Below are 25,187 nucleotides of genomic sequence, written 5' to 3' on the forward strand. Positions count from 1 at the left end.
AACGGGTTTTGCTGCTCATAACGAATCGTGCCAGGAACGAATCGAATAAGGTGTCTTGTCTTGACTTCTCAGGTCGATATCAACCAACAATTGAGTTCTTGCACCCTGTGATGAAGACGCTTCAACCTGTATACGGTAGGCAGAACCAACTGCTTGGCCATCATCTTCTTCCATCTCCAGATCAGCCAGGTCACTGTCGATGTAATCAATGACACCCGCCAGTACTTCACCTGTCGCCTCCTTACCTTTCAGCAGGGATACCAACCTCTCAGGTGCATATCGTAAATCCACAATTTGTGTATTGGAATAGAGGGTGATATAGGGACGTAAGCGCTCTACCTTGTCTGCATCAAATCCCAATACATAAGCGAGCTCATCGATACTCACAAAGTCACGACCCGCTGTGGTATACGGATGGCCGGCACTCCGGTAATCGGCATCCTCAGCGCCATTGAGATGACGTAAATCATCGCCGTCACGCCAGTCAACCAGGCGATCGGCAAGCATCTCACGATCTTGAATGTCTTCAGTTATCAATGCAAACAAATTGACCAAATGTTCTCTCGACGCCCTGTTCAGATCGAGTAGACCGGATGAGTTGCGGATGGATATGTTGACTTTGCCCAGATCGGATTCAAGCTGGTGGATTTGACCATTGCTACTCCATCGTTGCGACGCATCTTTGACCATCAGTTCAAGAATTGCCCGATTAACGCCACTCTCCGCCAACAGCCTTGAATGTAGCGCATCAATTGCATTGCCTGTCAATCTGGTCTCGACCTTGGAATGGGTGGAAAAACTGGCGGCGACGATGGTCAACAGGGCGACCAGCCATAGCACCAGCACGAGTGCAAAGCCACTCTGACCGGTATATTGCCTCCTCCCCTTCATCATCATGGTCGCTGTACAATCATGGGATAATTTTGGTGGACTCTAAAATAGTGTTCCTGCGTTCCATCCTCATCGCCTGGATAACGCAGGCTCAAACGGATCAATTCTGGATAGCGTGTCGAGCCGGCTTCCCAATTGCCAAACCATCCAGCAGTTTCCCGCTCCTGTTTACTGCCGAAGTATGAAAACTCAACCTCTTCCAACCCGGTCATCAGAACGCGACGTGATCCATTCCCAGGCAGCGTCAGTTGCGAGGCATTCGGATCGAGCGGAGTATAATAGAGCACCAGGCTGATTCCCTGCTCATAAGCGTTTTCCTGCACCAGAAGATATTCGAACAATCCACCGGCCCTGTGCTGTTGCGGGGCCTTTGAAAGGAATTGAAGTTGTCGCGCCTCCCCGGTCAAGGCCAATACACGCTGTTTCTGATCCCGCCAGACCAGTGGCACAAGGTGCTGAATCATGGAAGTGATTCTCTTTTGTATCAAGTGCTCCTCAAGCACAGCATCACTATGCTCAGTCAAACTCTCCCAGCCTTTGAGATTGATAAACAGCATTGTCACCGAGGTTGTCATGATGACTGCCAACAATAGCATCGCTACCATAACTTCCAGCAACGTGAAGCCTCCACTGCGATGACCTGCCACATTCACGACCCCATCCACAACGGTCAAAACGATGCGTGGCCGTTTTGCAGCAACAGTTCGCTTAGGGTTTATCATATACAAGACCTATGCGTGTGAATGTCAGCCTTCTTTCACCACCAGGGGCTTCCCATGCGATAGCGAAGGTCTCTTCCACGGGCTGCAGAGGCACCGCCAATTTTTTCTCGACTGACCAGCCACTATAGGGCTGTCGCAGATAGTGCCATCTGAACCCACCCTGTTCGCTCCCCTGTTCATTCAGGTCGCTGTTGCTTCGATCGACAGCCATTTGATCCAACCTTGATTCGGCTATCTGGACAGCCTTGAGATAGTCAGTCGCAACCTGGTGGTTGCGCAGGGTTGTGGCGTTGATCCTGAGAATCACACTCATGGTCATGCTTAGAATGACAAACGCCACCAGCACCTCGATCAACGACATGCCTTCAGACTTGGTATGGGGCATTCGCTTTAAGCTCTTCGGGATCCAAGACCCGGACCCGGCTTGTCAGCCAGTCCACAGCAATGGCGAAGCGCTGTCCGCCGTTATCGAGAATCAATATACCTCCAGTCGAGCTGCCATCCGGAAAGAATTCGAATACCAGAATCGGGGCTCCATCTATCCCTATGGCAGGTTTATTCCGGGCAAATTTCAACCCATCGGGCAGGTGTCGTACTTCACCACTGTTGACATGATCACTTTGGTAGGCATTGTTGTGGAGGTCGAACTGCACCTTCGAGGGCACACCGGTAATGATTGCAGTCTGCTGGATATAACGAATCTCCTGGGCCAGATCCCGCGTAGCCGCCTTGAGTTTGAGCGAAGGGAATGCCCTCTCGAACAGTGGTGGTGTCAGACTGACCAGCATTGCCAATATCACCAGTGCCAACATTACTTCGATCAGGGTGAAACCCTTGCTGGATGTCAACTTGTCACTGAATATCGCGTTCATCCCTGCCTCACAATGCAACCAGTGAATTCACGCCCAGGATGGCAACCAGAATCGACATCACCACACCTGCGATGATCAAGCCCAACACCAGGATCATCACCGGTTCCACCAGACTCAATGCACGCTTGATCAGGGTCTGTGTCTCCTGGTCGAGGATCTCGGCGGTCTGCATCAACATCGGTTCCAGCTGTCCTGACTCCTCGCCTACCCGGATCATCTGCAAGGCGAACAGGGGGAACTGGGCATGCTCTGTGAGCGGATCGGCCAATCTTCGGCCTGATTTCAGCTGGTTTACGACCTGATCCATGCCATCGGCAATGACATGATTACTGATGGTATCTTTCACGATTGCCACTGATCTCAGCAATGGCACGCCATTCTCAAGCAAGGTGCCAAGGGTCCGGCAGAAACGGGCTGCTTCGACCTGCTTGATGATGGGACCGACGACAGGTAGCACAAGCAATCTGGCATGCCACCGCTTGGCGCTTACCCTGCGGCTCATCTGCCACCTGAAAAAGAAGATCAGGAGTATTATCGCCAAGGCCAATACCCAGCCGTAGTCCTGAAGAAATCCAGCGATACCCATGGTGATGCGTGTCGACATGGGAAGGGCCTGCCCCATGTCACTGAACAGCTCGCTGAATTGGGGTATCACATAGGTCAGCAGAATCAGAATCGAAGTAATCGCGACAAACAGCAGGATCGCGGGATAGATCAACGCGGATATCAGTGAACTACGCACCTCTTTGGCACGCTCCAAATGCATCGCCAATCGGGCCAGGACACTCTCCAGCGCACCACCGGATTCCCCCGCCCTTACCATCTGCACATAGAAATTATTGAACAGCCCACCCTCTTTCGCCAATGCATCGGCAAACGAATTACCGCTTTTCAGACTGTCCCGAATGCTGGTCAGATGCTGGCTGAACAGTGATTCCTCACCTGCGATGGAGGTAAGTATCGCCAGTGCGCCATCCAGGGGTTGCCCCGATTTCAGCAGTGTCGCCAATTCCCGGGTAAATGATGCGATCTGCTCAGCAGAGACCGATTTGCGCTGAAAGCTTCTGCGTGGTGCCCCTCGGTTCTTTTGCCGACTCTCCTCGACACGTATCGGCACCTGTCCATTGAGGTGGATCTGGTTAACGGCATGATCGCGGCTGACCGCCTGCAGCTCTCCCTCCACGACCTTGCCGTCTGCATCGACAGCCTTATATAGGAACGCGGCCATGCTCAGCTCTCCTGAGTGACTCGTAGCACCTCTTCAAGGGTGGTGATGCCCCGCATCACTTTTTGTACGCCATCCTCATACATGGTACGGGCACCCTCGCGTCTCGCGCACTCAGCCAACACGTTCTTATCCCCGCCCTGGAGGATCAGTGAGCGCAATCCTTCCGACAGCTCGATCATTTCAATGATTGCGCTACGACCTCGATAGCCGCTACCGCTGCAGTGTTCACAACCGACAGCCCGGTAAAGGGTGGCGCGGCCGGGGAATGATTCGAAACGCGCCGTCACTTCCGGCGGCGGATCGTAGGGCACCTTGCAATCGGGACAGAGATTTCGCACCAGACGCTGAGCTACAACGGCATTTACCGTTGAGGTCAACAGGAATGGCTCGATCCCCATGTCAATGAACCGGGTGATACTGCCCGCGGCATCATTGGTATGCAGCGAGGAGAGAACCAGGTGGCCGGTGAGGGCCGATTGCACGGCAATCTGGGCGGTCTCCTGATCACGAATCTCGCCAATCATAATGATATCCGGGTCCTGCCGCACGATCGAACGTAGCGCCGAACTGAAATCCAGGCCAATATTCGGTTTGACCTGGATCTGATTGACCCCTTCGATGTTGTATTCCACCGGATCCTCGACAGTCAGGATTTTTCTTTCCGGCCGATTGAGATAGTTGAGCGCGGCATAGAGGGAGGTGGTCTTACCGCTGCCGGTGGGTCCGGTCACCACCACGATGCCATGGGGACGATCCAGTATCTCCAAGAGCTGCTTCTCAATCGTGCTATCGAAACCGAGGCTGGCAAAGTCAAGATTGACATGATCCCGCTGCAGCAACCTGAGTACCATACTCTCACCATGCAGCGTCGGTACCGTGGAGACACGCATATCGAGAGTGGAACCGTGGACCCTGACCTTGAAGCGCCCATCCTGCGGGAGACGGCGTTCCGCGATATTGAGATTGGCCATGATTTTTATGCGCGAGATCAATGCCGGAGCCAGGCTGACGGAAGGTGTTTCGGTTTCCCGTAACAGTCCATCGACCCGGTAACGTACCTTCAGACTGCTTTCGAAAGGTTCGATATGGATATCGGATGCCTTCGTAGTGACCGCCCGCTGGATGATCTGATTGACCATCTTGATGACAGGCGCTTCACTGGCAAGCTCCTTGAGTTGCTCGACATCATCGAGCAGCAGTTGGTGCTCCATGCCCGCATCGTTTTCCCCAGCCTCTTCCCTCAGCTTTTCACTGAACAGGGTCTGGATCACCTCGTCGATTTCGGAGGCGATACCGATGGCCAACCTGATCTGTTTGCCGCTGATCAGTTCCAGCGCATCGATGACATACCGGTCAGTGGGATCGACCATGATCGCCACCAGATGGTCCTCCTGCTCCTCATAGACAATCAGGCGATGTTCCTTGAGGAAATTGGAAGAGATATTGTCGCTGATATGGGAAAGATCGGGATAGGCCTTTGCCACGATGAGGGGTACTTCACACAGAGTCGACAGAGTGATGGCAAGATCCCGGTCCGAGATCAGCCCCAGCTGTAACAGGATGGTGCCGATCGACTGGTCACTCTGCTGGTTGTCTCTCAGACGAACTGCGCGCTCGGCATCGGCGGTACTGAGTCGTCCACCCTCCACCAGGGCGACGCATAGCGGGTACTCCATATAGCTGAGTGTACCGGTATCATCCTCAGGGGAGAGATTCTCCTTGGCTATCGGGCTAATCTCCTGTCTCACAACGCATGACCTCTCAGGTGGCTGGTTGGACTACATATGCCTGTCGGTCAGTGCCGTTCAGCACTGCCACGTAGAAAAAGCATGAGTCACCAGTTCTTTGTCGATTACTTGCTGGATGCCCGACGCCGTTGAAAGTCATCATGAAACAGGGTGGCGTCGCGTATCTTTTCTCGTAGTTCCTGAGATATATCGTAGGCCTCTTGCGGGTTCCGTACCACCTTTGGTGTCAATGTCACGATCAACTCGGTGCGGCTTATGTCCTTGGTGGTGCTGCCGAAGAGGTTGCCGACGATGGGGAGATGCATCAAACCGGGGATCCCCGTTTTGCCGCCTGAGCTGCTTTCACGAATCAAACCACCCAGCACAACAGTCTGCCCATCGTGAACGATGACGGTGCTCTCGATGGTACGCTGGGAAATTGAGACATTGCCACCGCCGCCAATGGCCGGGGCGGTACCGGGGGTACTGACCTCCTGGCTGACCTCCAAAGTCACCATGCCCCCTTCGTTGATGCGCGGCGTGACCTGCAACAGGGTACCCGTATCGCGGAACTGCACCTCTGAAACAATGGGGGCATCCGGATCGGTAGTACTCTGTGACGAACGAGTCACAATGGGTATCTGGTCACCCACCCGGAAGCTCGCTGTCTGGTTGTCTATCACCATGATCTGGGGTGCGGAGAGAAACTTCACTGAGGATTCGTTCTCCAGAATATCGAAGAAGACCTTCAGATCGTTGGCGCTATTGAACAGTCCAAGTGAAAAACCGTCGCCACCCGAGACATCCCCGGGCAGACTCCCCAATGCGCCTTTATAAGGACGCCCGCTCCCTGTGGAACCATTGAAGAACCAACGTACGCCATAGCTCAGGTTATCGCTCAATTGCACCTCGGCAATGGTCGCTTCGATGAGCACCTGCTTGGGCGAAACATCCAGACGGCTGATCGTCGCCTTGATTTTCTGATAGTCCTTCGGGCTCGCCATCACCAGGATGGCATTGTTATCCGGATCGGCAATGATGGTCGCCGTGGCATCCGATCCTTCTTGCGGCATCTGTCTAGACATACTGGCGCTTGCTACCGCTGCCGTAGCTGCTGCAGGCTGATCCCTGGTGAGAACAGCCTCACTGTCGGCATTACTGTTCTTCAGATCGATCCCGGTCGTTGTGGGAGCGCGCACATTCGAGCGTAATAGCGGGTCACTGCTGCTCAATCCCACACTTGAGGAAGGTGCTGAAACCTCATTACCGAATATATTCTGCAGAATGGCGGCTATATTCTCCGCTTTTCCGTTTTTCAGATGATAGACGTATAGCCGGCGGTCAGGAGATTTATCACTGCCCTGGTCAAACTGGCTGATCAACCTGCGCACATCCTTGATATATCTGGGTTGCTGACTGATCACCATGACCGCATTCAGGCGATCGATGGGAATCAGCTTGATCATTCCAGCCAATGGCGACCCATCGCCATCTCCAACCAGATGCTTGAGTTCTTCGGTAATGGTTTTGGCGTCAGTGGCCTTCAGCGGTATCAGCGCAAATGACATACCACTGAGCCAATCCACATCAAACATTTCGATGGTCTGCAACAGATTGTTGATCTGTTGATAGGAGCCTGTAAGGATTAACAGATTCCTGCCTTTGTCCACCCGAATCTGCTCTGCCGGAGAGGCAAAGCTTTCCAAAACCTTCTTCATTTCAACGGCTGTGATGTACCTCAATGGTACGATCTGTACACCCTGACCCGCTTTCATCTTCGCCTTACCCTGACCAACCGAGGGTTTCAGGGCCATACTCTTCAGATCAGCCGCAGGCAGAATCTTATAGAGTGCGCCGTTACGCACCATCACGGCACCGTTCATCTGCAGAATGGTCTCAAGAATCGGCAATACCGCATCGGTGCTGACCGGGTAGGTCGTATGGATGGTTACCTGACCCTGTACCTTGTCATCGATCAGATAGTTTTCCCGCAGTATCTCCTCGAAGACCACCTTGACCACTTCGCGCAGATCCACTGCCTCAAAGTTGAGTGTTATGTCGCCACGCGCCGGTTGAGTCTTTTTCTTACCCGACTCTCCAGGTTTAATGAATCTACCGCTACCCTCACGAACAAAGAACTCCGGTTCCTTCACTGCCTGTTGCGAGAGTACCAGCTCCTGTTCATCATCGCCGCCGGAGGTCGTGATTGACGGTCTCTCTGCTGGATAGGGAGCAATCAGTCTGCCAGCATCTGATTGGTTGATTTCGGGTTGCTGGGCGCATGATACCAACAATATGGACAATACCATTGGCATTAACCGAGCCAGCAGATTGGGTTCACTCTTGCTCATCTGATTTCCAGTAGTTCCACAAAACTTCCATATCCTGATCGAGGCACATAGGACTGAATATGGCTTCATACAATAACAGCAGATTTACAAGATTAATGAGATTGATGGGAGGATGTATTTCCGCATGGGGTGATTTCATACCTTTAATGCATAAAAACCCTACCACGGGTTCTACTGTCTCTATCACCCAGCCTCCAGATCATGCTCAAAGTGCATGAACTACCTGTTAAATGAATAGGATAATCAATCCTATAGTGGCCAAATCAGCTTTCCATGAAGCGTTTTAAGTGTGTATGTTCTATGTTTCCGACATAAAAATTATTTAGGATTTTACTGCCTCAACTGTTCAGTCATGGTAGTAACATACCTAATCAACAGGTAGTAGTAACACGCATTAAAGTATGAGGTATTAAGGAATATAGTTGATAATCAGATGATTTTATTCATATTTTACCCATCGATTCCCATACTGGGGAAATAAACGCGCCGTCAGGCGACTGGCAAAGATGCTTAAGCGATTATTCACTGCCGTAATCTTGGCGGGATTGTTCTATCAACCCGTGCTGAATGGTGCCGCAGGATTAACCGCCGATGTTGATAAACTTGTGGCACAGGTTGATCTCACATCCCGTGTCCCGGTCATTGTAAAATTCAAAAAAAACATCAATATCGATGACTTGCGTAGATTTATTAACAAAAAACATCAATATGAGCCGGCAGTCACTAAGTCACAGTCGAGGCTAAAGAAGCAATTACGCAGAAGGCTGTTGACCGGCCTGCAGGACCAGCTCATCAAGCCAAAGGCAAAACTCGCCAAAATATTGCGTGATCACGGTGTAAAAACACGCCTGAAATCACTTTGGGTCATCAACGCTGTCGCCTTGGACCTGCCAGCCAATCTGGTGGATAAGATCGCCGCCATGCCCGAGGTGGAACGGATCACAGTCGATATGCAGTTGACCATGAGTGATGACAGTGTCGAGGGTCTGACGACAGATCCGTTGTGGAATCTCATCAACATCAACACCGAACAACTCTGGCAGCAGGGGATCGATGGCGATGGTGTCACTGTCGCCATCATGGACTCCGGCGTTGAGCTTAACCACCCGGATCTTATCGAAAAATGGCGCGGCGGGGCTAACAGTTGGTTCGACCCTTATCAGCAGAATGAACTACCCGCCGATACGGTGGGCCATGGCACGCAGGCACTTGGCATCATACTGGGGGGTGATGAGAGCGGTTTTCAAATCGGCATGGCGCCTGAGGCCAAATGGATAGCGGCAAAGATCTTCGACAACGCCAATGAGTCAACGCTGAGCGCGATTCATGAGTCGTTTCAATGGCTGCTCGATCCGGACGGTGACCCACTGACCGATGACGCCCCCGACCTGGTCAACAATTCTTGGGGCTTTTCCACAACCATCAATGAGTGTTTCCAGGAATTCAGTGAAGACATCAAGCTGCTGCGGGAAGCCGGGATTGGTGTCGTGTTCTCCGCCGGCAACTTCGGTCCATCCACTGAATCCAGTATCAGTCCAGCCAACGATCCAGGTGCGCTCTCCGTTGGATCGGTGGATCAGTCCAACGAGATAGAACTGCTCAGCAGCCGTGGGCCAGGCGCCTGTGACGGCGGCGTTTTCCCCAAGCTGGCTGCACCCGGCAGCCTGATCTTTACCGCAGACCTGCTGCCCAACGCCTATAACATTGTCTCCGGCACTTCATTCGCCGCACCCCATGTAACCGGAGCCATGGCACTGCTTAAAAGTGCGTTTCCCGATGCCGCACTTTCCCAGATCGAAACCGCACTCTATGACTCTGCTGTCGATTTGGGCGAGGCAGGTACAGATGATAGCTTCGGTTACGGCCTGCTGGACGTAGCTGCGGCACATGCACTCCTCGAGAGCAACTTCGGATCCAATGAAAACAGCCGGATCGAGTTCAATGAATCACTCTTTTCCGTGGATGAGAATACACAGAAACTGATAGTCACTGTCAGGCGTTCAGGCGGGAGCAAAGGAGAGGCCAGCGTCGACTACACCACGATTGAAGACGAGGCAAGGCAGGGCCGTGACTATGCCATCAGCAAGGGCACACTGCAATTCAATGACGGAGAAACGCTACGCAGTTTCGAGATATTCATCCATGATGATGACCTGGATGAAGAGAATGAATCGTTCTACGTCGCACTATCCAATGTGGATGGCAATGCCACGCTTGGAGAGGAGTTGGAGGCAGAGGTCATTATTCTGGACAATGACGGTACAGGGGCCATTTCATTTGGCGCTGTCGCATATGCCGTCAACGAATCGAAACAGCAGGCAATCATCGATCTGATTCGCACGGGAGGCAGCACAGGTATTGTTGATGTGGAGTATCAGCTACTGGCGAAAAGCGCTGCTGCCGATATCGATTTTATTGCCGATAGCGAGACGATACGCTTCCAATCGGGAGAGACGCAGAAGGAGATACATGTCGAATTGGTCGATGACACTCTGCATGAAGACAATGAGACCTTTCAGATTCTACTTACAGCAGTCAGCGAGGACACATCGATAGCAGAACCTGCCTCCACCACGGTCACAATTCTCGATGATGATCCGGATATTGAGACTGTTTCGATCTATCTGGATGCGGTCAGTTATGAAGTCAATGAGTCGAGCAATCGAGTCATCTTGACAGTGATTCGATCGGGTGACCTTGAGGCCAGCGCATCTGTCAAATATAAGACTATCGACGGTTCAGCCATAAAGGATAGTGACTACGTTGGCACCAGCGGCACCCTGACATTTCCGGCCGGAGTGACGCGTCGAACTATTTCGATTGAGATAATTAACGATGGTCTATACGAGGAGGAGAGCAGTTTTACACTGATACTCTCCGATGCAAGCGGCAATGCCGCAATCAGCACGCCATCTGCTGCGATTGTCAGAATTATAGATGATGACGCCCTGCCCTTCGTCTCAATTCACTCATCTCCAAGCCATAGCAGCGGCGGACTCCCTTCCCGTTTTTCCAGCAATAGAGAGACGTTGGAACAGGATTCCACACAAAATCAGTCTCGCAATCGTAGGGACCGAGGTTCAACCCTCAAGATCTTCGATCTTTCACTACGTGGTTATGACAGTAGCGCCTTGTTGGACAGACTTGGCCTGCAAGCGCCAGAGGTGTCTGCGACAACTCAACCAAGGGACGGCGACGCCGAAAAGCATGTGGAAGATAACAAGAAATCAGAATGCGGTGGCTCTGCCATCTCTGCCGATCCGGGGGCCTGTGGCTCCGACAATGAGAAAGAAACTGTTACACCGACAGACTCCAAGGATGTCCAAACGGTACCAGAATTCCCAGAAGTGGATGCGGATGGTACAACCGGCGATGCTGCTCCTCAAGCAACGAGTGACGCCCCTCTTAGGGAACAGCTCTGAATCTTCTCCATCACAGTGACTTCGTATCCTTACCAGTCACTCAGAAAGCCCATATGGATTTCACCTCAATCGTATCGTCGTACTTGGGCATTCTCGAGAACTCTCCACCAGAGAGAATCGTTCGCTCCTCCATCGTGGTTAAATAGTCAGGCAACTCTTCTCTGTAAAGAATATCAATCTTTTTACTGGTAATCACAACCCTCATAGAGAGGCCGCCTAAAACCCGATCGAACCTAATCTGCACCTTGGCAGTCAGTTTTTGCTCAAAACAAATGGCATGTAATATGTCTTTAACCAGACGATACAGGATTGACTTACGTTCTAGTGAGATATCAGCTTCCTCAAGTGCGAAAACAATCTCAATCTCAAGACCTGATGTCTCGGTGTGACACTCTGAAACCACTGAATTGAGTGCAGCCTTGAGACCGAAATCGTCGAGACTCGGTGGGCGCAGATCGATAGCAACCGCCCTGATTTTATGAGCTGCATTCTGCAGCATCGGCACGATTTCCGTGGAGAGTTGATTGACTTCGCCCTCCTTTTTCTGCTGATTAAGACTCAGTATATATTTTTCCAGCTGCATCTTGACACCGGACAGGGTCTGAACCACGTCTTCATGGAGATCAAAGGCTATGCGTTTTTTCTCATCCTCCTGGGCATTGATCATCTTGGCAGTGAGAAATTCGAGCAGCACCTTCTTTTCTCTTGTGATTCGATTCTGGTCTTCAATGATGCGTTCAGATCGTTTGATGTGCATCAGCAAGAAAGTGTAGAGGAACAGCATCAACAACAACGTCGTCAACATCAGAACAATGATTGTCCTCATAGCATGACTGACATAGCCGCTGATGTCGTAATAAATCTCCATAACACCCAATACTGGCGAATTTTCATCTACCCGTATCGGCACATATGTCTGTACCAGGTTTACGTCCCTGTCATTGTTATTGAAGATAGTGAAACTATCACGATAGTTTAAGACGGTTCTCGGATAACCCGCTATCGCCGTCTTGAAACCATCGTTATCCTCATCTTCTTCAGTGTAGGCTGAAGGATTGGATGAGTAAGCGACTCGTCCCTTCACATCGTACAGCTTTATCCTGTCAACATTGGTATCCTTTATCATTTTTCGTATCGCACGCGCAAGCAATGGGTCGAATGGCATCTCACCCGGTTTCTTTTTATTTAGCTTGATAAGATTCAGATACATCACAAAATGATCATTAAGCGCATACTCAGTCGCAATAGTCAGCGACTCGTTGCTCTGTTTTGCAGAGTCTTGAATGATGCGTGATGATTCGTAGCGAAACAGGAGAAGAATAATAATGGCTATCAGGATGATGGCAATGAAACTTGTGATACCGTAGCGCCTGGCGAGCTGATAATCGTGGCCATACTCATTGGTATTTGCTGGAGTGTTTTTGTCTAGGTCCGACACCAATATTCTCCGACAAGATTATATTGCTTGCCTAACGAGCCATTACGGCGCAACCCACTCGGTAATATTCCGTATTCCTCCTCTACCGTCCAGTTTTGCGATGTAGTAACCCCGGGATACGAACCGCTGATCTGGTGCCATACTTACTCTTGGATATATCGAAGTATAGGGCAGATCGTCAATCATGTGCTCGATTTTTTCGATAAAGTAGTCTCGATAGAAATAACCACGGATATGTTTCACGGCATCTCCAACCACCTTTAATGCAAAATAGGCATTCGCTTGAATCTCTTTTTCATTAGGGTCGTAGATTCTCTTAGCCCTAAACCAGCCTGTTGAGCGCATCAGCAGCTTGTTTGTCTTATCAGGCATTTCTGATGTATGAACAAACACAAGAGAATTCACTAAATCATTCGGTATGCGGCTACTGTCATGGCCGTAATGCAAGGTCGAGAGTATTATCGGTGGGCTATTTTTCTGCTGGCTCACTCCATCAATAAGCTGGTCGGACTTTTCCTGGTCGAGCCATAAAACAACGGCACGCTCACCATCCATTTCAGGTAGCAACCGCGAAGAATCGTTCGTATCCCCGACTACAACGTCATCTACCACAAGACCGTTTTTTTTCAGTTCGTTACGAAGTGAATCAGCACTCACCACGCTTAATTGAGATGATTTATCGATAAACTGGATAACGCTTTTCACGGAAAGGATTTTAGTAATATAGGATGCAACCGCTTCAGCCTCATGGACTGCACCCTTGGTCAGATATATGGTGTAGAAATCAGTTTCATCGACTACAGGTAAAGATGTGGTGGGGAAGAGACATGGAATAGTCTCGCGTTCACAAAACTCATGAACAAGTTCCCACCCTGATGGAACAATTCCATTGATCAAAGCAAATATTGGTTGTTTTTGATAGTAATCAGCCAGCTGGGCGGGCCAACTCTCTTTTTCACCCCTCAACTCCCAAGTATGAATTTGCCATTTTCGATATGGCTTGAACAACCACTCCTTGTGCCATGGAGCATTCTTCGCCCTTTTGCTTTCATATCTTGTTTCGATATTCTTTTGTAAGACATACTGCTCCATAACATCTTGCAGCGCCTTATTCTCCTCCATGCTGTTTGACGATAATACGATTGTTGCAAAATGTATTGTATCTTCGGTAACACCTGGTGACGCTGTTTGGGACAGCGTGTCGAGATACACCATCAAGCCATCCAGCGTCTCGTCATCAATATCGTACCTTGGCATAAACGGATCCAACGGTTTACCATTGGCATCTATACCGTCCCTGATTGCCGCCATCAGAGTTTCCCTCGTATAACCTTCACGGAACACAGGAGGCTCCGGGGGCTTGCTAACCGGTATTTTTAACGGTTTGAACAGCACATTCCCGGCAACAGCCGGTACAACCTGCTGGCCTTCCGTTGATCCCATGCCGCTCTTCCTGTGGCAGGTTTCACATATCAACTGATCACCTTCTACCGCAATGTCTCCCTGGATTGTGGCTTTCACCAGCTTGCCATTTGGTTGAAGTCCTTCAGTGTAGAACTGTTTTCCTAATGTATAGGCACGCGAGTCGATATCCGCGTCATTCATGGACAGTGTAGAATAGAGGCTGGCTGTGATAAAGAGACTGAGGTAAGCAAGCCGCTTAATGTTTATTTTCATTACTTTCCTGCTGTAATTGTTTTACGGTATTCCTTTACGATATCTTCTGCGCTTGCAAGCCCGCTTATTCTGACCCAGGATTGTTCGTTTTGTTTACGTATGAGAGTAATAGGTTCGTGGTTCATTTTTGAGCCACGAAAGATATCGAACGCTTTTTCAACCTTCACGACGTCGTTATACGTACCGGTGTAGAACTGCCACTGGTTACCCGCTTTGAACTTCTGGGCATATTTCATCAGTTGCTCTGGCGTATCATAGTCTGGATCGATGGTAATCGAGATCATCGAAATGGAATCACTCTCATCACCCAAAATCTCTTGAACTTGATGAAAACTTGCGGATAACACAGGACAGATCGTGGTGCAGGTCGTGAAGATGAAATTCAACATCACCGGCTTATCCGTATCCAGCAATTCCGGGAGACGTCCTTTTTCACCACGATGGGAAATCAGCTGCACATCGGGAATCGTATAGTCAGCTGTATGCAGCTGATAATCATTGCTCATCATCATCCTTCTATGGTGGGCATGCTCATCGTGTCCTTGATCACCCGAACTGGCCAGCATTTCAAAGCGTTCACCCAGGGTTTTGCTTTTTCCCGGCCGCGTGATGCAATCCAGTTTGAAGGGAGGGATAAAGCCCTCTCCCGTTTCGGCTCGTTTTGCAATACTTGGCAGTTCATCAGCATGAGTGGTGAACGAGATCAACGATATCATCGGGAGCAGTAATACCGCCGGCATGATTCGTTTGTACCACTGTAGTGTTGCTGTATCCCGCACATCGTTAAACATTGTGACTGCTCCACAAATCGGTAATTAACCGCCGGTATTACTTATTCCTGCCTGAACATGCCGCGCAAACACGGAATCCCCGTACCCGAAGGTAGAATATTGCACACAGCATCAAAAACATCAGAAATGATCCCATGCTGCCACCACCGCCGCCACCGCCACCGCCTGAATCTGATTCATCATCAATGATTGTCAGGGTTAAAGTGCCGCTGTTACTATCAATGACAGCCGTACCAATGGCATTGGCCAGTGCAAAAGTAATCGTTCTGTTCCCATCTGTGACAGTATTGTCCAGAATTTCGACAGTGATGGTCTTCTCTGTCTCACCATTGGCAAACCGCACGGTTCCGGTGGTTACGTTGTAGTCTGTACCCGCAACTGCATCACTTGAGCTTGCTGATAAATCAACCGAAATTTCACCGCTTACCGTTACACTGCGTGTGATGGTGATATTCACACTGCCTGCAGTTTCATTGGCAGACAGGGAACCTGTCGAAAAACCCAGTATCGCAGAGGCGGTCTGTGCCTCGTCGTCCGATATAGTGATAAAGGACTCACTCAAGGCACCCAGTACTGCCCCACCCTGTACATTGGCGAGTACCAAACGGATACGCTCGTCCTGTTCCAACAGACTGTCATCGACAATTGTGACCTCGAATGTTTTGCTACCCGACTCACCATTGGCAAAGTTTACGGTACCCGTAGCAAAAACATAATCGGACGATGCCGTGGCGCTGTCATCCAGCGTTGCATAATCAACAGAGATTGCACCGCTCGTACCACCACTCCGGGTTACTGTAACGGTAATACTGGTGCCGGTTTCATCAACGCTGTAACTATTAGTCGAAAAGTCGAGTGCACCCGCTGCGGGTGGATCGTCGTCATCGGCAATCGTGATAACAGATGATGCTGGGTCACCGAGCGTTACCCCAAATGGGTCTGAGAGCTGAAGACTCAGGTTTTCGGTTCCTTCAAAAAAGGCATCATCATTGATAAAAATCTCGAAACTCTGTGAAACCTCACCGTCAGCGAATGCCAGAGTGCCACTAGCCACAGCATAGTCCGCACCTGCAATCGCTGTACCATCGCTGGTGATATAGTTGACCTGTGCAGCACCCGTACTGCCACCTTGACGCTCTACGCTCACGGTGATACTGCCATCCAACTCATCTGCAAAATATTCACTCGCGGTGAAGACCAGGGCACCCGTAGCGGGAGCCGATTCATTATCGAGGATGGTCAGTTGTGCTGTGTCTGCCGAACCGGTCACAGCGCCTCCGGTAGGATTGCTTAAAACAAGCGAAACAGTTTCATCACCTTCGTAGATCGCATCGTCCAAGATCGCAACCTGGAAACTGACACTGGTGACGCCAGCGGCGAAATTGATAGTGCCACTGGCCGATGTGTAGTCGCTACCGGCTGTGGCAGTCCCATCCACAGTGGCGTAATCAACGTTGACCGATCCGCTACTGCCGCCACTCCGGGAAACCGTAATGCTGGCTGTCGAACCACCCTCTGTCAGCTGGTAACTTGTCTGGTCGAACTGAAGGCTCCCGGCCGCGGGGACCGGATCATTGTCTTCGATTGTGACTGTCGTGGATGAAGTGGTTCCCAGTACCGCACCATTTGTGGGAGAGCTGAGAGTCACCAGTAAGGTTTCGTCATTTTCGTAGCTACTGTCGTCTACGATGGGTATGCGGCAGTTTTGAATAACCTCGCCATTGGCAAAACTTACCGTATTCTGCGTTGCCGTATAGTCATTGCCGGCGGTGGCACTGGAATCGGAGGTCGTACAGACGACACTTACAGCCCCCATGCTGCCGCTAATTCGAACGACCGGTAACGCTATCTCCGAGCCGTTCTCGGCGACACTATAGGTAGATCCGCTGAACTGGATACTCCCCATGGCCGGTGACGCTTCGTTGTCAATAATGGAGACTTCGGCAATATCGCGATCACCCAGCATCACTGAGACCGGATTGCTTAAATTGAGAACAATCGACTCCGTACCCTCTTGCAGGGCGTCGTCTGTAATGGCGATATCAAAAGTGCCGCTAACCTGGCCGTCAATGAATGCCAAAGTACCGGAAGTAGCGTTGTAGTCGCTGCCACCGGTCGCCGTGCCGTCACTGATCGCATAATCGATTGTACCGCTTCCTTCGCTGCCTCCACTACGTTGTATCGTGACTGACAGCGTACCGGCATCTTCGTTCACGCGATAACTGCTGCCACTGAACTCGACGCTTCCTGCAGGGCGCGAGTCATTCTCGACAATAGTCAGGGTGGCATTATTCAGGACACCGACATCGGTTCCGGTGAGCAACAGCCCTACTGTCTCATCGCCCTCGAAGACGGCATCATCCAGTATGTTTATGGTGATCTGTTTACTCGTCTCCCCATCGGCGAAGTCAAGTGTACCTGAAACTGCTGTAAAGTCCTGATCGGCTGTCGCAGTGCCGTCAGCCGTGGTTGCGTAATCTATGGACAGCGCACCTGTTGTTCCGCCGCTGCGGCTCACCGTGACGGCAACTGACCCCGCATTCTCATTGACCGAATAGTTAGCACTGCTGAATTGCAGGTCCTGACCGGGAAAAGCGCCGGCTTGGGCTGCAATGGTAAAGTCATCCGAAAAGAAGGTCTTGACTTCATTGCCTACTTCATCGGCTGTTTCCACCAACAGTGTGCTGAATCCTCCATCGTCGATAAAACCGAGAAACTTCCAATCGAAGACTGTGGCTTGCGCACCTGTAAAATCGACCACATCGCCATTCGTGGTGAATGCGAGTTTTGCACCATTGGAACTTCTGAACCATCCGCCGACACCATACAGAGTAATGCCATTGGCCGTCAGGGTGATCTTATCGGGAGTCAGATGGGTGCTCGTATCGTCAACGGCGAACATCAGATATTCACCCTCATGCACATCACCACCGCCCATACTGGTTTGGATGCCTGCAACACCGGTTGAACTGGCCCCCCATGTCAGGTTCTGGTTGGTCACACTGAACACTGTTGTATTACGTGAACTCGTCCAGGCATCACCTTCAAAGCTTTCACCGGTTAAATCCACCGTGACAGACTGCAGGGCAGCCAGGTCCTGAATGTACTGCGCCTCTGCGTTTGCGTCGCAGCAGTAGACAGTGACCGCCGCATTGCTCTGCAGCGACACTCCTGCCATAAGCAGGGTTAGAAGGCGAAGGAGAGATTTAATATTATGCATAAGGACATCTCATGGTGGAATTAGTGAACGATTAAATGCTCGGCCTTGAAGTCGCCGATAACCATGGTCACTTTCTCACCTGACTTCACATGGGCATCCGGATTCCCGAATACCATATAGTATGTTTTGTTAGGCTTGATGTTCTGGCCCCGATTGGTCGTTCTGAACGCGCCCACCTTGGCCGCCATGGGTATTGGTAGTTTAGCATTGGAACGCTCAACCACCAGGTGTGGTTTGACCCTCTGATCGAAAAAATTCTTTGATTTCTCCACATTCAAAACACGAAATCGAAAATCGATCATGTAGCCTGCGGCAGTCAATCTCAAGCTAATCAACCTGATACCCCACTTGTCGGCGATCTCATTCGCCAGATCAGCGGAAACCATTTCAGGCTGAATGATCTTTTGCGCCACGGGTGGTTTCCATTTTGCGACAGCTGTTTGTCCGGCTGCCTTATTCGGCAACATTTTTTCGGCACCGTTGGCTATCGCAGAAGTCAGGATAAACAGAATAATGAGGCACAGTAACAACACGAAAATCAAAATAATCGGGTTGCCCTGGGGTAACAACTCTTCATCCCGTGTTTGAGCGCTGCTTTGTCTCTCGTCAACTTTCATAGGCTATTGTTTCTAAGTGTAAAAACAAGAAAACCGCCACACCCCGGGGATGGGGTGTGGCGGTTATTACTCAGTTAGGGTTGAACATGAATCGGTACATTGTCATAGGTATAGATGATAGTACCACCATTTCCATCGTCCACATGGGCTTCGATGCGCAACCTGTCGTTGGCCTGATCGATATCACCGCGTGGTCCGGTGCTGCCGACGTTATCGATGTGGATTCTCCAGTTGTCCACATTGTAGACCGTGCCCATATCATTATTCGGGTTGATGTCAGCCGGTGTATTGATCGGAATAGGATCGGTGACACCCTGCCTGATGATGTAGGCGAAGATAGAACTGCCCGGCGGAATCACCGTGGGATCGACATTACCGGTGATACGCCAGTCGTCGTTGTCCGGATTTCCGGCGAGACCGCCATCTTCCCGCAGATTGAACTCCGACTTCTTCACGCCGAGATAGCGTACCAGGCTGACCTGGGCGACATTACTGGTGTTGCCACCATCATTGGTGAACTGATACTCCAGTGTACCGATGGTGCCCATTGCCATATCCTCGATTACCAGAGTGACTTCACCCGATGCCGCAATCTCAGGAGAGAGATTATCAGGATCATTCACTTCGGTAGCAGTCGGATTGGTTCCGGTTCCCAGATCGTTATCCAGTGCGCTGGCCGTGACATAAGTGGTACTGACCAATTCACCGTTTTCTGCGGTGAGTTCTGTCACCGAGGGCGCATTGAGGATAAAGGTATCGTTGACTGCCGTGGCCGTGGTTTGCGGATTGACCGTGATGTTGACGCTAACCGCGGCACTGTCCACCAGACCGTCATTGGCGACATAGCTGAAGGTATCCGAACCGTCCACGGTACCCGGATCACAAACACCCGTCAGTGTGCTGTTCCAGCCAATCTGAGGCTCGTAAGTAAAGGAGCCGTCCGAGTTCAGCGTCAGGGTACCGCAGCTAGGACCACTACCGGCCACCAGACTCGCTGTAAGGACCTGGCCATCCACATCCGTGTCGTTAACCAACACACCGGGAGCGGCTTCATTGAGGATGCTGCTTTCGGTCATGCTGTAACTGTCTGCAACAGCCACGGGCGCCTCATTGCCAACCGTGATGGTCACCGTGGCCGGTAGACTCTCGTTGGGGGTAGGCACACTGTCATCGCTGGCGATGTAAGTGAAGGTATCCGCACCGGAGAATCCTGCAGGTGGCGTATAAGTGAAAGAGCCGTCTGCATTCAACACCACGGTGCCGCCTTCGGTAGTTGTACCGGGCGGTGTGGGACCGTCAAAGGCTGCGGTCATCGGCTGCCCCTGCGGTTCGGTATCGTTCGACAGGACACCCTGATCGACCGCAACGACCAACTCAGTATCCACAATGGCCATATAGTTGTCGTCGATGACCTCAGGCGCCTCGGTACTCACAGGATCAACAGTGATGGTAACGGTTCCTGTAATCTTGTCGTCATACGCTGTAACACCCGTCTGGTTGCCGACTGTGTTTATATCGTCGAGGACTACATAGTCAAAAGTAACCTCGACTGAGTCAGGACCCGGTACACCGTCTGTAGGTGGTGTAAAGGTACATTCACCGTTCGATGCGCATACAAGCGTTCCCTGTGTCGCAGGATCTAAATCGGTTACAGGATCAAATGGAGGCGAATACGAGAAGTTCAGTACATCACCCGGCTCAGCATTGACTGCGCCATCCAAGGCGTTGAAAAGCAACTCAGTCGCGGCATCCGTCACTAAAGTATGGTCAGCCGCTGTGGGTGCCTCATTGCGCAGATAATCCAGGGTGACAGTTGCCAAACCGCTCGTCAGACTCCCGTCAGTCACATCGTAATCAAAATTGGTGGAAGCAATGGTTGCTGGTGTTGCATGGAAGGTCTCGGTACCGCCAGCAGGTCCTGTGTAGCCGTACTCTACCGAACAAGATGTATCGCCAGCATTACAGAACGCATCGATGGTTATCGCAACGTCGCCGTATTGCTGGTTAGGCGTTAGGGTAGACGCAAGGGTCAGCGGATCATTATTGATGTCACTGTCGTTGGCAATGACATCCAAGAGAAATGCAACAGGTGTCGCTTCAGTATCACTGCTCAGGAGTTCAGGGTATTCAACGGTAAACTGATCAGCCACGGCCACCGGCGCCTGGTTGGTGCCGGGTGCAACACCCAATTTCCTGAACATGCCGCCGACGGTATCCTCAGCGCCCGTGGTTTCGTTGGCGGTGGGGTTGGTCATATAACCGTTGCCGTCATAGATGGAATAGATCCCCTGCACAGCCGGAGTGACAATCACATCCTTCGTCTTCAGCGGCGGCAAGCCGATCGAGTACTGCTCAATGGGTGCGGCCGTTTCAGCAGCCGCGGCGCCGCTCACGCCGGCCTGCCACATATACTGCATGCCGTCCTCACCATGGATTGCGCCGTAGAGCCCCTGGAAGACCGGGACATGATTTTCGGTTGCCGCACTGGCGAAACGAATCAGATTGCTCTGATTGACATCGATACCGGTAATAGTATTGGTACCCACGGCGTTAATCGTCCCGCTCGGATCATAGGGCTCGCCATTGATCAGGAACCAGGTGGGATGACGCTCGATAGCCGTTTCCAATGGCGGATATGCAGCGTATGCCGGATCGTACGGTGCCACCACTGATTTATTGAAGTCAGGATCGATATCGCTGTAGAAGAGCGTGGTATCGCTGGTGTACGCGACGCCGGGATAGACCTCGCCAGAAACGGAGTCACGTGTGACCATGCCATAGAGCCCCATGTAGAGCTGCTTTTGGGGATGTGTGCCGGTGTGGTAAATGAAACTGCCCGTATTCGTAATAGGATTGTTCCGGTTACTGTTCCAGATATATGCCCGTCTACCGCCGTTGCGATTCGCTTCACGACCATAAGAGCGCATCTTCAAGGTTGTATCGCCGGCTGGGCGTCCCCCGGTAATGGCATTCCCACCGAACGGACCATCCCAAGTGGGACCGTTATCGGCCGCTGAGTAAGGCAACTCCTGCCCTGGGATCACGATGGATGACGGCTCAGGCAACGTATTAGTCAAAAAAATCCGCAGTGCCGTATCGGTCGGCGGAATATCCAACCTCGGGCCCGGTGCCACAGGATCAGGCAGATTGTCGACACAGGTACGTCGCGCAGCCGCTGGCGTTGTTTCATAACAATCACCTCTGCCGGAACTATCGTTATCCGGATCGATCACATACCCCCACATGGGAACAACACTTCCATCCGGCATAGTCTTGGAGTACGCCTTTGTGGCCAGGGTGTAGTCGATAGCACCTGCTTGTCCGGCTGCCATGGCCAATGCACAGGCGGCGACGATGGGTTTGATTCTAAGCTTCATGATTTTTGACCTTTTCATGTTCGTGCCCTCCCACGCTTATTCGATGGGTGTGCCGGGAGGCACAATAACCACGGAGCCCAAGCTGCCGCCGGGGAAGATATCGAATGTGGTCAGCTCCTTTTCCGCATGTGAGTGCCACACCAGAAAGTAGCCGCCAAAGGGATTCAGACCACCTTCACCGGGAGGCAGATCACCTGTATCGCCGAGGAATGGGCTACCACTCCACCAGCCACCGAGTGAAAGATCGCCCACACCTGGCAGCGTGACCGGCAACGGTTTGCCATGATCGGCACAATATTCGTGATCATAGGTGGAGCCGGACTCAACATCGCCAAATCCGTCATTGTCCGTATCGATACAGACATGGCCGGTATCATGTCCATAGATATCCCAATTCAGTCCCTTGCCGGTCCAGGTCCAGAGTGCATCAACAGTCTGTTTCGGCGCTGAGTTGATAGTATTGTCGGAACGTCCCAGGTCGGAAACGATGCCGTCTGAACTCAACATCTTCCCATCGCGACCGATAAAGGTGAGGTTCTCGCCATGGTAGTGCATGGGGTGGGAATCGTGTCCCGCATTGATATTACGCACCAATACCATGTCACCCGGTTGAGCTATTGCGAGTGCCTCATAGGGTTGATGTGGAAAGAGCGGGTTGTAATCCCCCTGGAACAGATCGGGAAAGACCCGACCGTTGATAAACCAGATCTTGGCATGCCGATCGGAGTGGGTGAAATGACTTCTGTGCCCACGCTCCATCTGCAGGTGAATTTCAGGATCAACCTCTGTCATAAGATAGAGATTCTCCTGATCGTACTGTGTACCGGTATCTACACCGTAAGCGGTGCGATTGGGACCTGCACCGAAATCAGCCGGACGCACAATCATCACCCCCAACAGCCCCATCTCTACATGCAGTCCGGGATTGCTGCCATCCAGGCTGTGATAAATGTAGGTGCCTGGGGATCCTGCGGTAAAGGTGTATGTCACCGCTTCATTGATATCAGCGGATGAGGTCACGAGTCCTGCTGTACAGGTGCTTGGACCACCGCCGGGAAAGGGTGCACAGGACCCACTCGCGTTATGGCCTGTAACGACGATACCGACCGGTTCGGGAACCCCATAATTGGCGATATTGATGGTCACGCTATCCCCTTCCGTGACAATCAGGGTGGGTGCCGGGTATTGCGGTAGTGCATAACCATCACCCGCTGCATGGGTGGCGTTCGCACCGCCATCCATATCACCAAAACCCCACATATATAAACTGGTGCCTTCAGGCAGGTTCATATTGAAGGGATAGGCATACAGGTTGAATGTGGGACCTGTTATACCGCGAATGTCGTGAGCCGCATGGGTTAACGGCGCACTGAAGACACCTGCAAGGCCCAGCATAAGGAAGCTGATGAACCGCCCAGGTTTTTTGAATATGCTCTTCATTAGTCTCATCTCCTAGTTCGGCCAGCCTCAGTTGACAACAATCTCGGTTATCATGCCGCCATCCAGCTGTGTCGCATTACTCATCTGGTGTACTTCGGTGGCATGGAGGAAATAGGTGCCAGGTGCCACATCGGCCGTATCGATGATGACATCGGTGGTCTCACCGCCACCGAAGTTGAGTGATGCCGTTTCACGGTAGAGATTTTTGCCATCACTTCCGCGCATCTGACGTGCACCGGTACCGACAATCTTCATCTTCAGACCCATGGCAGTGATGGTCCAGAAGCGGTCAAGGCCCACATTCGACAGACGCAGCAAGAGACGCTCGCCCTGATTGACCTCAATGACGGAATCCATCGTCTGAGTGGGATCGCCATTGTTCAGGATTTCACCGGGATTGCCAGTCACTTTACCTGCAGGATGACCTGCCACCGGCGTTACGTTATCGGTAGGTGCCGGTAAATCGCCTGGGCTTACCGTATCCGGATAGCCTCGACCGTTGATCTGAGGATAATTACCTTCAAGATCCGCAAACGGCAGAGGCTGAACGAAAAGACTGGCGTCATGGAAGTTGCCATCGAAGCTTGAGAACTGCAGCGCCACTTCCACATCCCAAGCCGTGGAGCCGTCGTTGTCGTTGTAGACATAACCTGTCGGGCCGGTGCTGCCTGGATCTTTTCGGGTTCCCGGCGCACAACCGCCGTTCGGTACAGGTTCCGGATCATATTCCGCGGTACCCGGGTTATCGACCAAATCGAAACAACCGATCTCGTCCTGAATCGGATGCACGTAGAGATTGGCCAACATACCCATCTCCATGTGCTCAGTGGCTTCCACGTGGCAGTGATAGATATAAGTACCGGGCTCGACGATGTTGTAGTAGTAGGTCAGTGTCGATCCCATATTGATGGAGATCGAAACCTCAGGTACACCGTCGAAAGCCGCGGAGGCGTTGGGGAAGCCATGGAAATGAACCGTATGCGGATCGAACAGATCGGGTCGGATCACAGTACCCACGTTGGTCAGATTGAGAAAGAACTCCTGCCCTTGATCCAGTTCGATGGTGGGTCCAGGCCACTCGGCCGCCAAGATACCATTGCCGATCACCGTGTCTGGTGTGTTGCCATTCCCTGTTTTGTCACCAAAACCGAAGGTATACAAGGGATTGCCGTCTGACATGATTGCAAAGCTGTCACCGGCGATCAGATGCATACATTTGGCATTCTCATTGTAATCGGGATGGCCAGGTCCAACATCGACAGTTGCGTCCCCGTCTAAATCGCCTGGACACTGAACATTGACCACGGCACTGGCGGTACCAACGAACCCCAACAACGTGAGGGCAATTGCCCCTGCAAGTATGTTTTTACGATAAGTTTTCATTGGGCGTTACTCCTCGTGATCTTGTAACCGC

Annotated in this window: 16 protein-coding genes; 1 reads left to right on the top strand and 15 read right to left on the bottom strand. The window is 51.6% G+C overall.

The features are described from left to right. Nucleotides 1–15: 15 nt before the first annotated feature. The 7 genes from AB8516_RS03940 to gspD form a co-directional block, all read right to left on the bottom strand. Complete coding sequence (locus AB8516_RS03940; protein ID WP_369158303.1) at nucleotides 16–897, bottom strand: general secretion pathway protein GspK; 882 nt, start codon at nucleotides 895–897, stop codon at nucleotides 16–18. Continuing rightward, nucleotides 894–1,613 carry a prepilin-type N-terminal cleavage/methylation domain-containing protein gene (locus AB8516_RS03945; RefSeq protein WP_369158305.1) on the bottom strand — a complete coding sequence of 240 codons (720 nt, stop codon included), beginning with the start codon at nucleotides 1,611–1,613 and terminating at the stop codon, nucleotides 894–896. The genes AB8516_RS03940 and AB8516_RS03945 overlap by 4 nt, the downstream gene beginning before the upstream one ends. After that, nucleotides 1,600–1,998 carry a prepilin-type N-terminal cleavage/methylation domain-containing protein gene (locus AB8516_RS03950; RefSeq protein ID WP_369158308.1) on the bottom strand — a complete coding sequence of 133 codons (399 nt, stop codon included), beginning with the start codon at nucleotides 1,996–1,998 and terminating at the stop codon, nucleotides 1,600–1,602. The genes AB8516_RS03945 and AB8516_RS03950 overlap by 14 nt, the downstream gene beginning before the upstream one ends. Continuing rightward, nucleotides 1,979–2,485 (bottom strand): Tfp pilus assembly protein FimT/FimU, encoded by a 507-nt coding sequence (locus AB8516_RS03955; protein ID WP_369158310.1) that lies wholly within the window; start codon nucleotides 2,483–2,485, stop codon nucleotides 1,979–1,981. The genes AB8516_RS03950 and AB8516_RS03955 overlap by 20 nt, the downstream gene beginning before the upstream one ends. A 7-nt stretch (nucleotides 2,486–2,492) precedes the next feature. Continuing rightward, a complete protein-coding gene (locus AB8516_RS03960; protein ID WP_369158312.1) occupies nucleotides 2,493–3,713 on the bottom strand; it encodes a type II secretion system F family protein in 1,221 nt (406 codons plus the stop codon). A gap of 2 nt (nucleotides 3,714–3,715) precedes the next feature. Then, nucleotides 3,716–5,461 carry a type II secretion system ATPase GspE gene (gspE, locus tag AB8516_RS03965; protein ID WP_369158314.1) on the bottom strand — a complete coding sequence of 582 codons (1,746 nt, stop codon included), beginning with the start codon at nucleotides 5,459–5,461 and terminating at the stop codon, nucleotides 3,716–3,718. A gap of 104 nt (nucleotides 5,462–5,565) precedes the next feature. After that, nucleotides 5,566–7,791, bottom strand: a complete 2,226-nt coding sequence (gene gspD / locus AB8516_RS03970; RefSeq protein WP_369158316.1) for a type II secretion system secretin GspD — start codon at nucleotides 7,789–7,791, stop codon at nucleotides 5,566–5,568. A 506-nt stretch (nucleotides 7,792–8,297) separates the two neighbouring features. On the opposite strand from gspD, the gene AB8516_RS03975 reads away from it, so the two are divergent. Continuing rightward, entirely contained in the window at nucleotides 8,298–11,213 is a 2,916-nt protein-coding gene (locus AB8516_RS03975; RefSeq protein WP_369158318.1) for a Calx-beta domain-containing protein, read from the top strand. A gap of 40 nt (nucleotides 11,214–11,253) precedes the next feature. On the opposite strand, the gene AB8516_RS03980 is transcribed toward AB8516_RS03975, so the two are convergent. From AB8516_RS03980 to AB8516_RS04015, 8 genes are all read right to left on the bottom strand, one after another. Further along, nucleotides 11,254–12,651 carry a histidine kinase gene (locus AB8516_RS03980; RefSeq protein WP_369158320.1) on the bottom strand — a complete coding sequence of 466 codons (1,398 nt, stop codon included), beginning with the start codon at nucleotides 12,649–12,651 and terminating at the stop codon, nucleotides 11,254–11,256. A gap of 42 nt (nucleotides 12,652–12,693) precedes the next feature. Then, entirely contained in the window at nucleotides 12,694–14,328 is a 1,635-nt protein-coding gene (locus AB8516_RS03985; protein WP_369158322.1) for an ABC transporter substrate-binding protein, read from the bottom strand. Continuing rightward, nucleotides 14,328–15,119 carry an SCO family protein gene (locus AB8516_RS03990; RefSeq protein WP_369158324.1) on the bottom strand — a complete coding sequence of 264 codons (792 nt, stop codon included), beginning with the start codon at nucleotides 15,117–15,119 and terminating at the stop codon, nucleotides 14,328–14,330. The genes AB8516_RS03985 and AB8516_RS03990 overlap by 1 nt, the downstream gene beginning before the upstream one ends. Before the next feature lie 37 nt (nucleotides 15,120–15,156). Next, a complete protein-coding gene (locus AB8516_RS03995; protein WP_369158326.1) occupies nucleotides 15,157–18,339 on the bottom strand; it encodes a Calx-beta domain-containing protein in 3,183 nt (1,060 codons plus the stop codon). 20 nt (nucleotides 18,340–18,359) lie between these two features. Then, the gene (locus tag AB8516_RS04000) at nucleotides 18,360–18,956 is read right to left on the bottom strand and encodes a hypothetical protein (protein ID WP_369158329.1); all 597 of its coding nucleotides are present in this window, start codon (nucleotides 18,954–18,956) and stop codon (nucleotides 18,360–18,362) included. Nucleotides 18,957–19,030: 74 nt separating this feature from the next. Further along, nucleotides 19,031–22,351 (bottom strand): Ig-like domain-containing protein, encoded by a 3,321-nt coding sequence (locus tag AB8516_RS04005; protein WP_369158331.1) that lies wholly within the window; start codon nucleotides 22,349–22,351, stop codon nucleotides 19,031–19,033. An 18-nt stretch (nucleotides 22,352–22,369) separates the two neighbouring features. Continuing rightward, nucleotides 22,370–23,773, bottom strand: a complete 1,404-nt coding sequence (locus AB8516_RS04010; RefSeq protein WP_369158334.1) for a multicopper oxidase domain-containing protein — start codon at nucleotides 23,771–23,773, stop codon at nucleotides 22,370–22,372. Between the two features lie 27 nt (nucleotides 23,774–23,800). Beyond that, nucleotides 23,801–25,156: a multicopper oxidase domain-containing protein gene (locus AB8516_RS04015; protein WP_369158336.1), complete on the bottom strand. Its 1,356-nt coding sequence runs from the start codon at nucleotides 25,154–25,156 to the stop codon at nucleotides 23,801–23,803. Nucleotides 25,157–25,187 lie beyond the last annotated feature (31 nt).

It is taken from the genome of Candidatus Thiodiazotropha sp. LNASS1 (assembly GCF_964212655.1).
In the GTDB taxonomy this organism is placed as follows: Bacteria; Pseudomonadota; Gammaproteobacteria; order Chromatiales; family Chromatiaceae; genus Thiodiazotropha.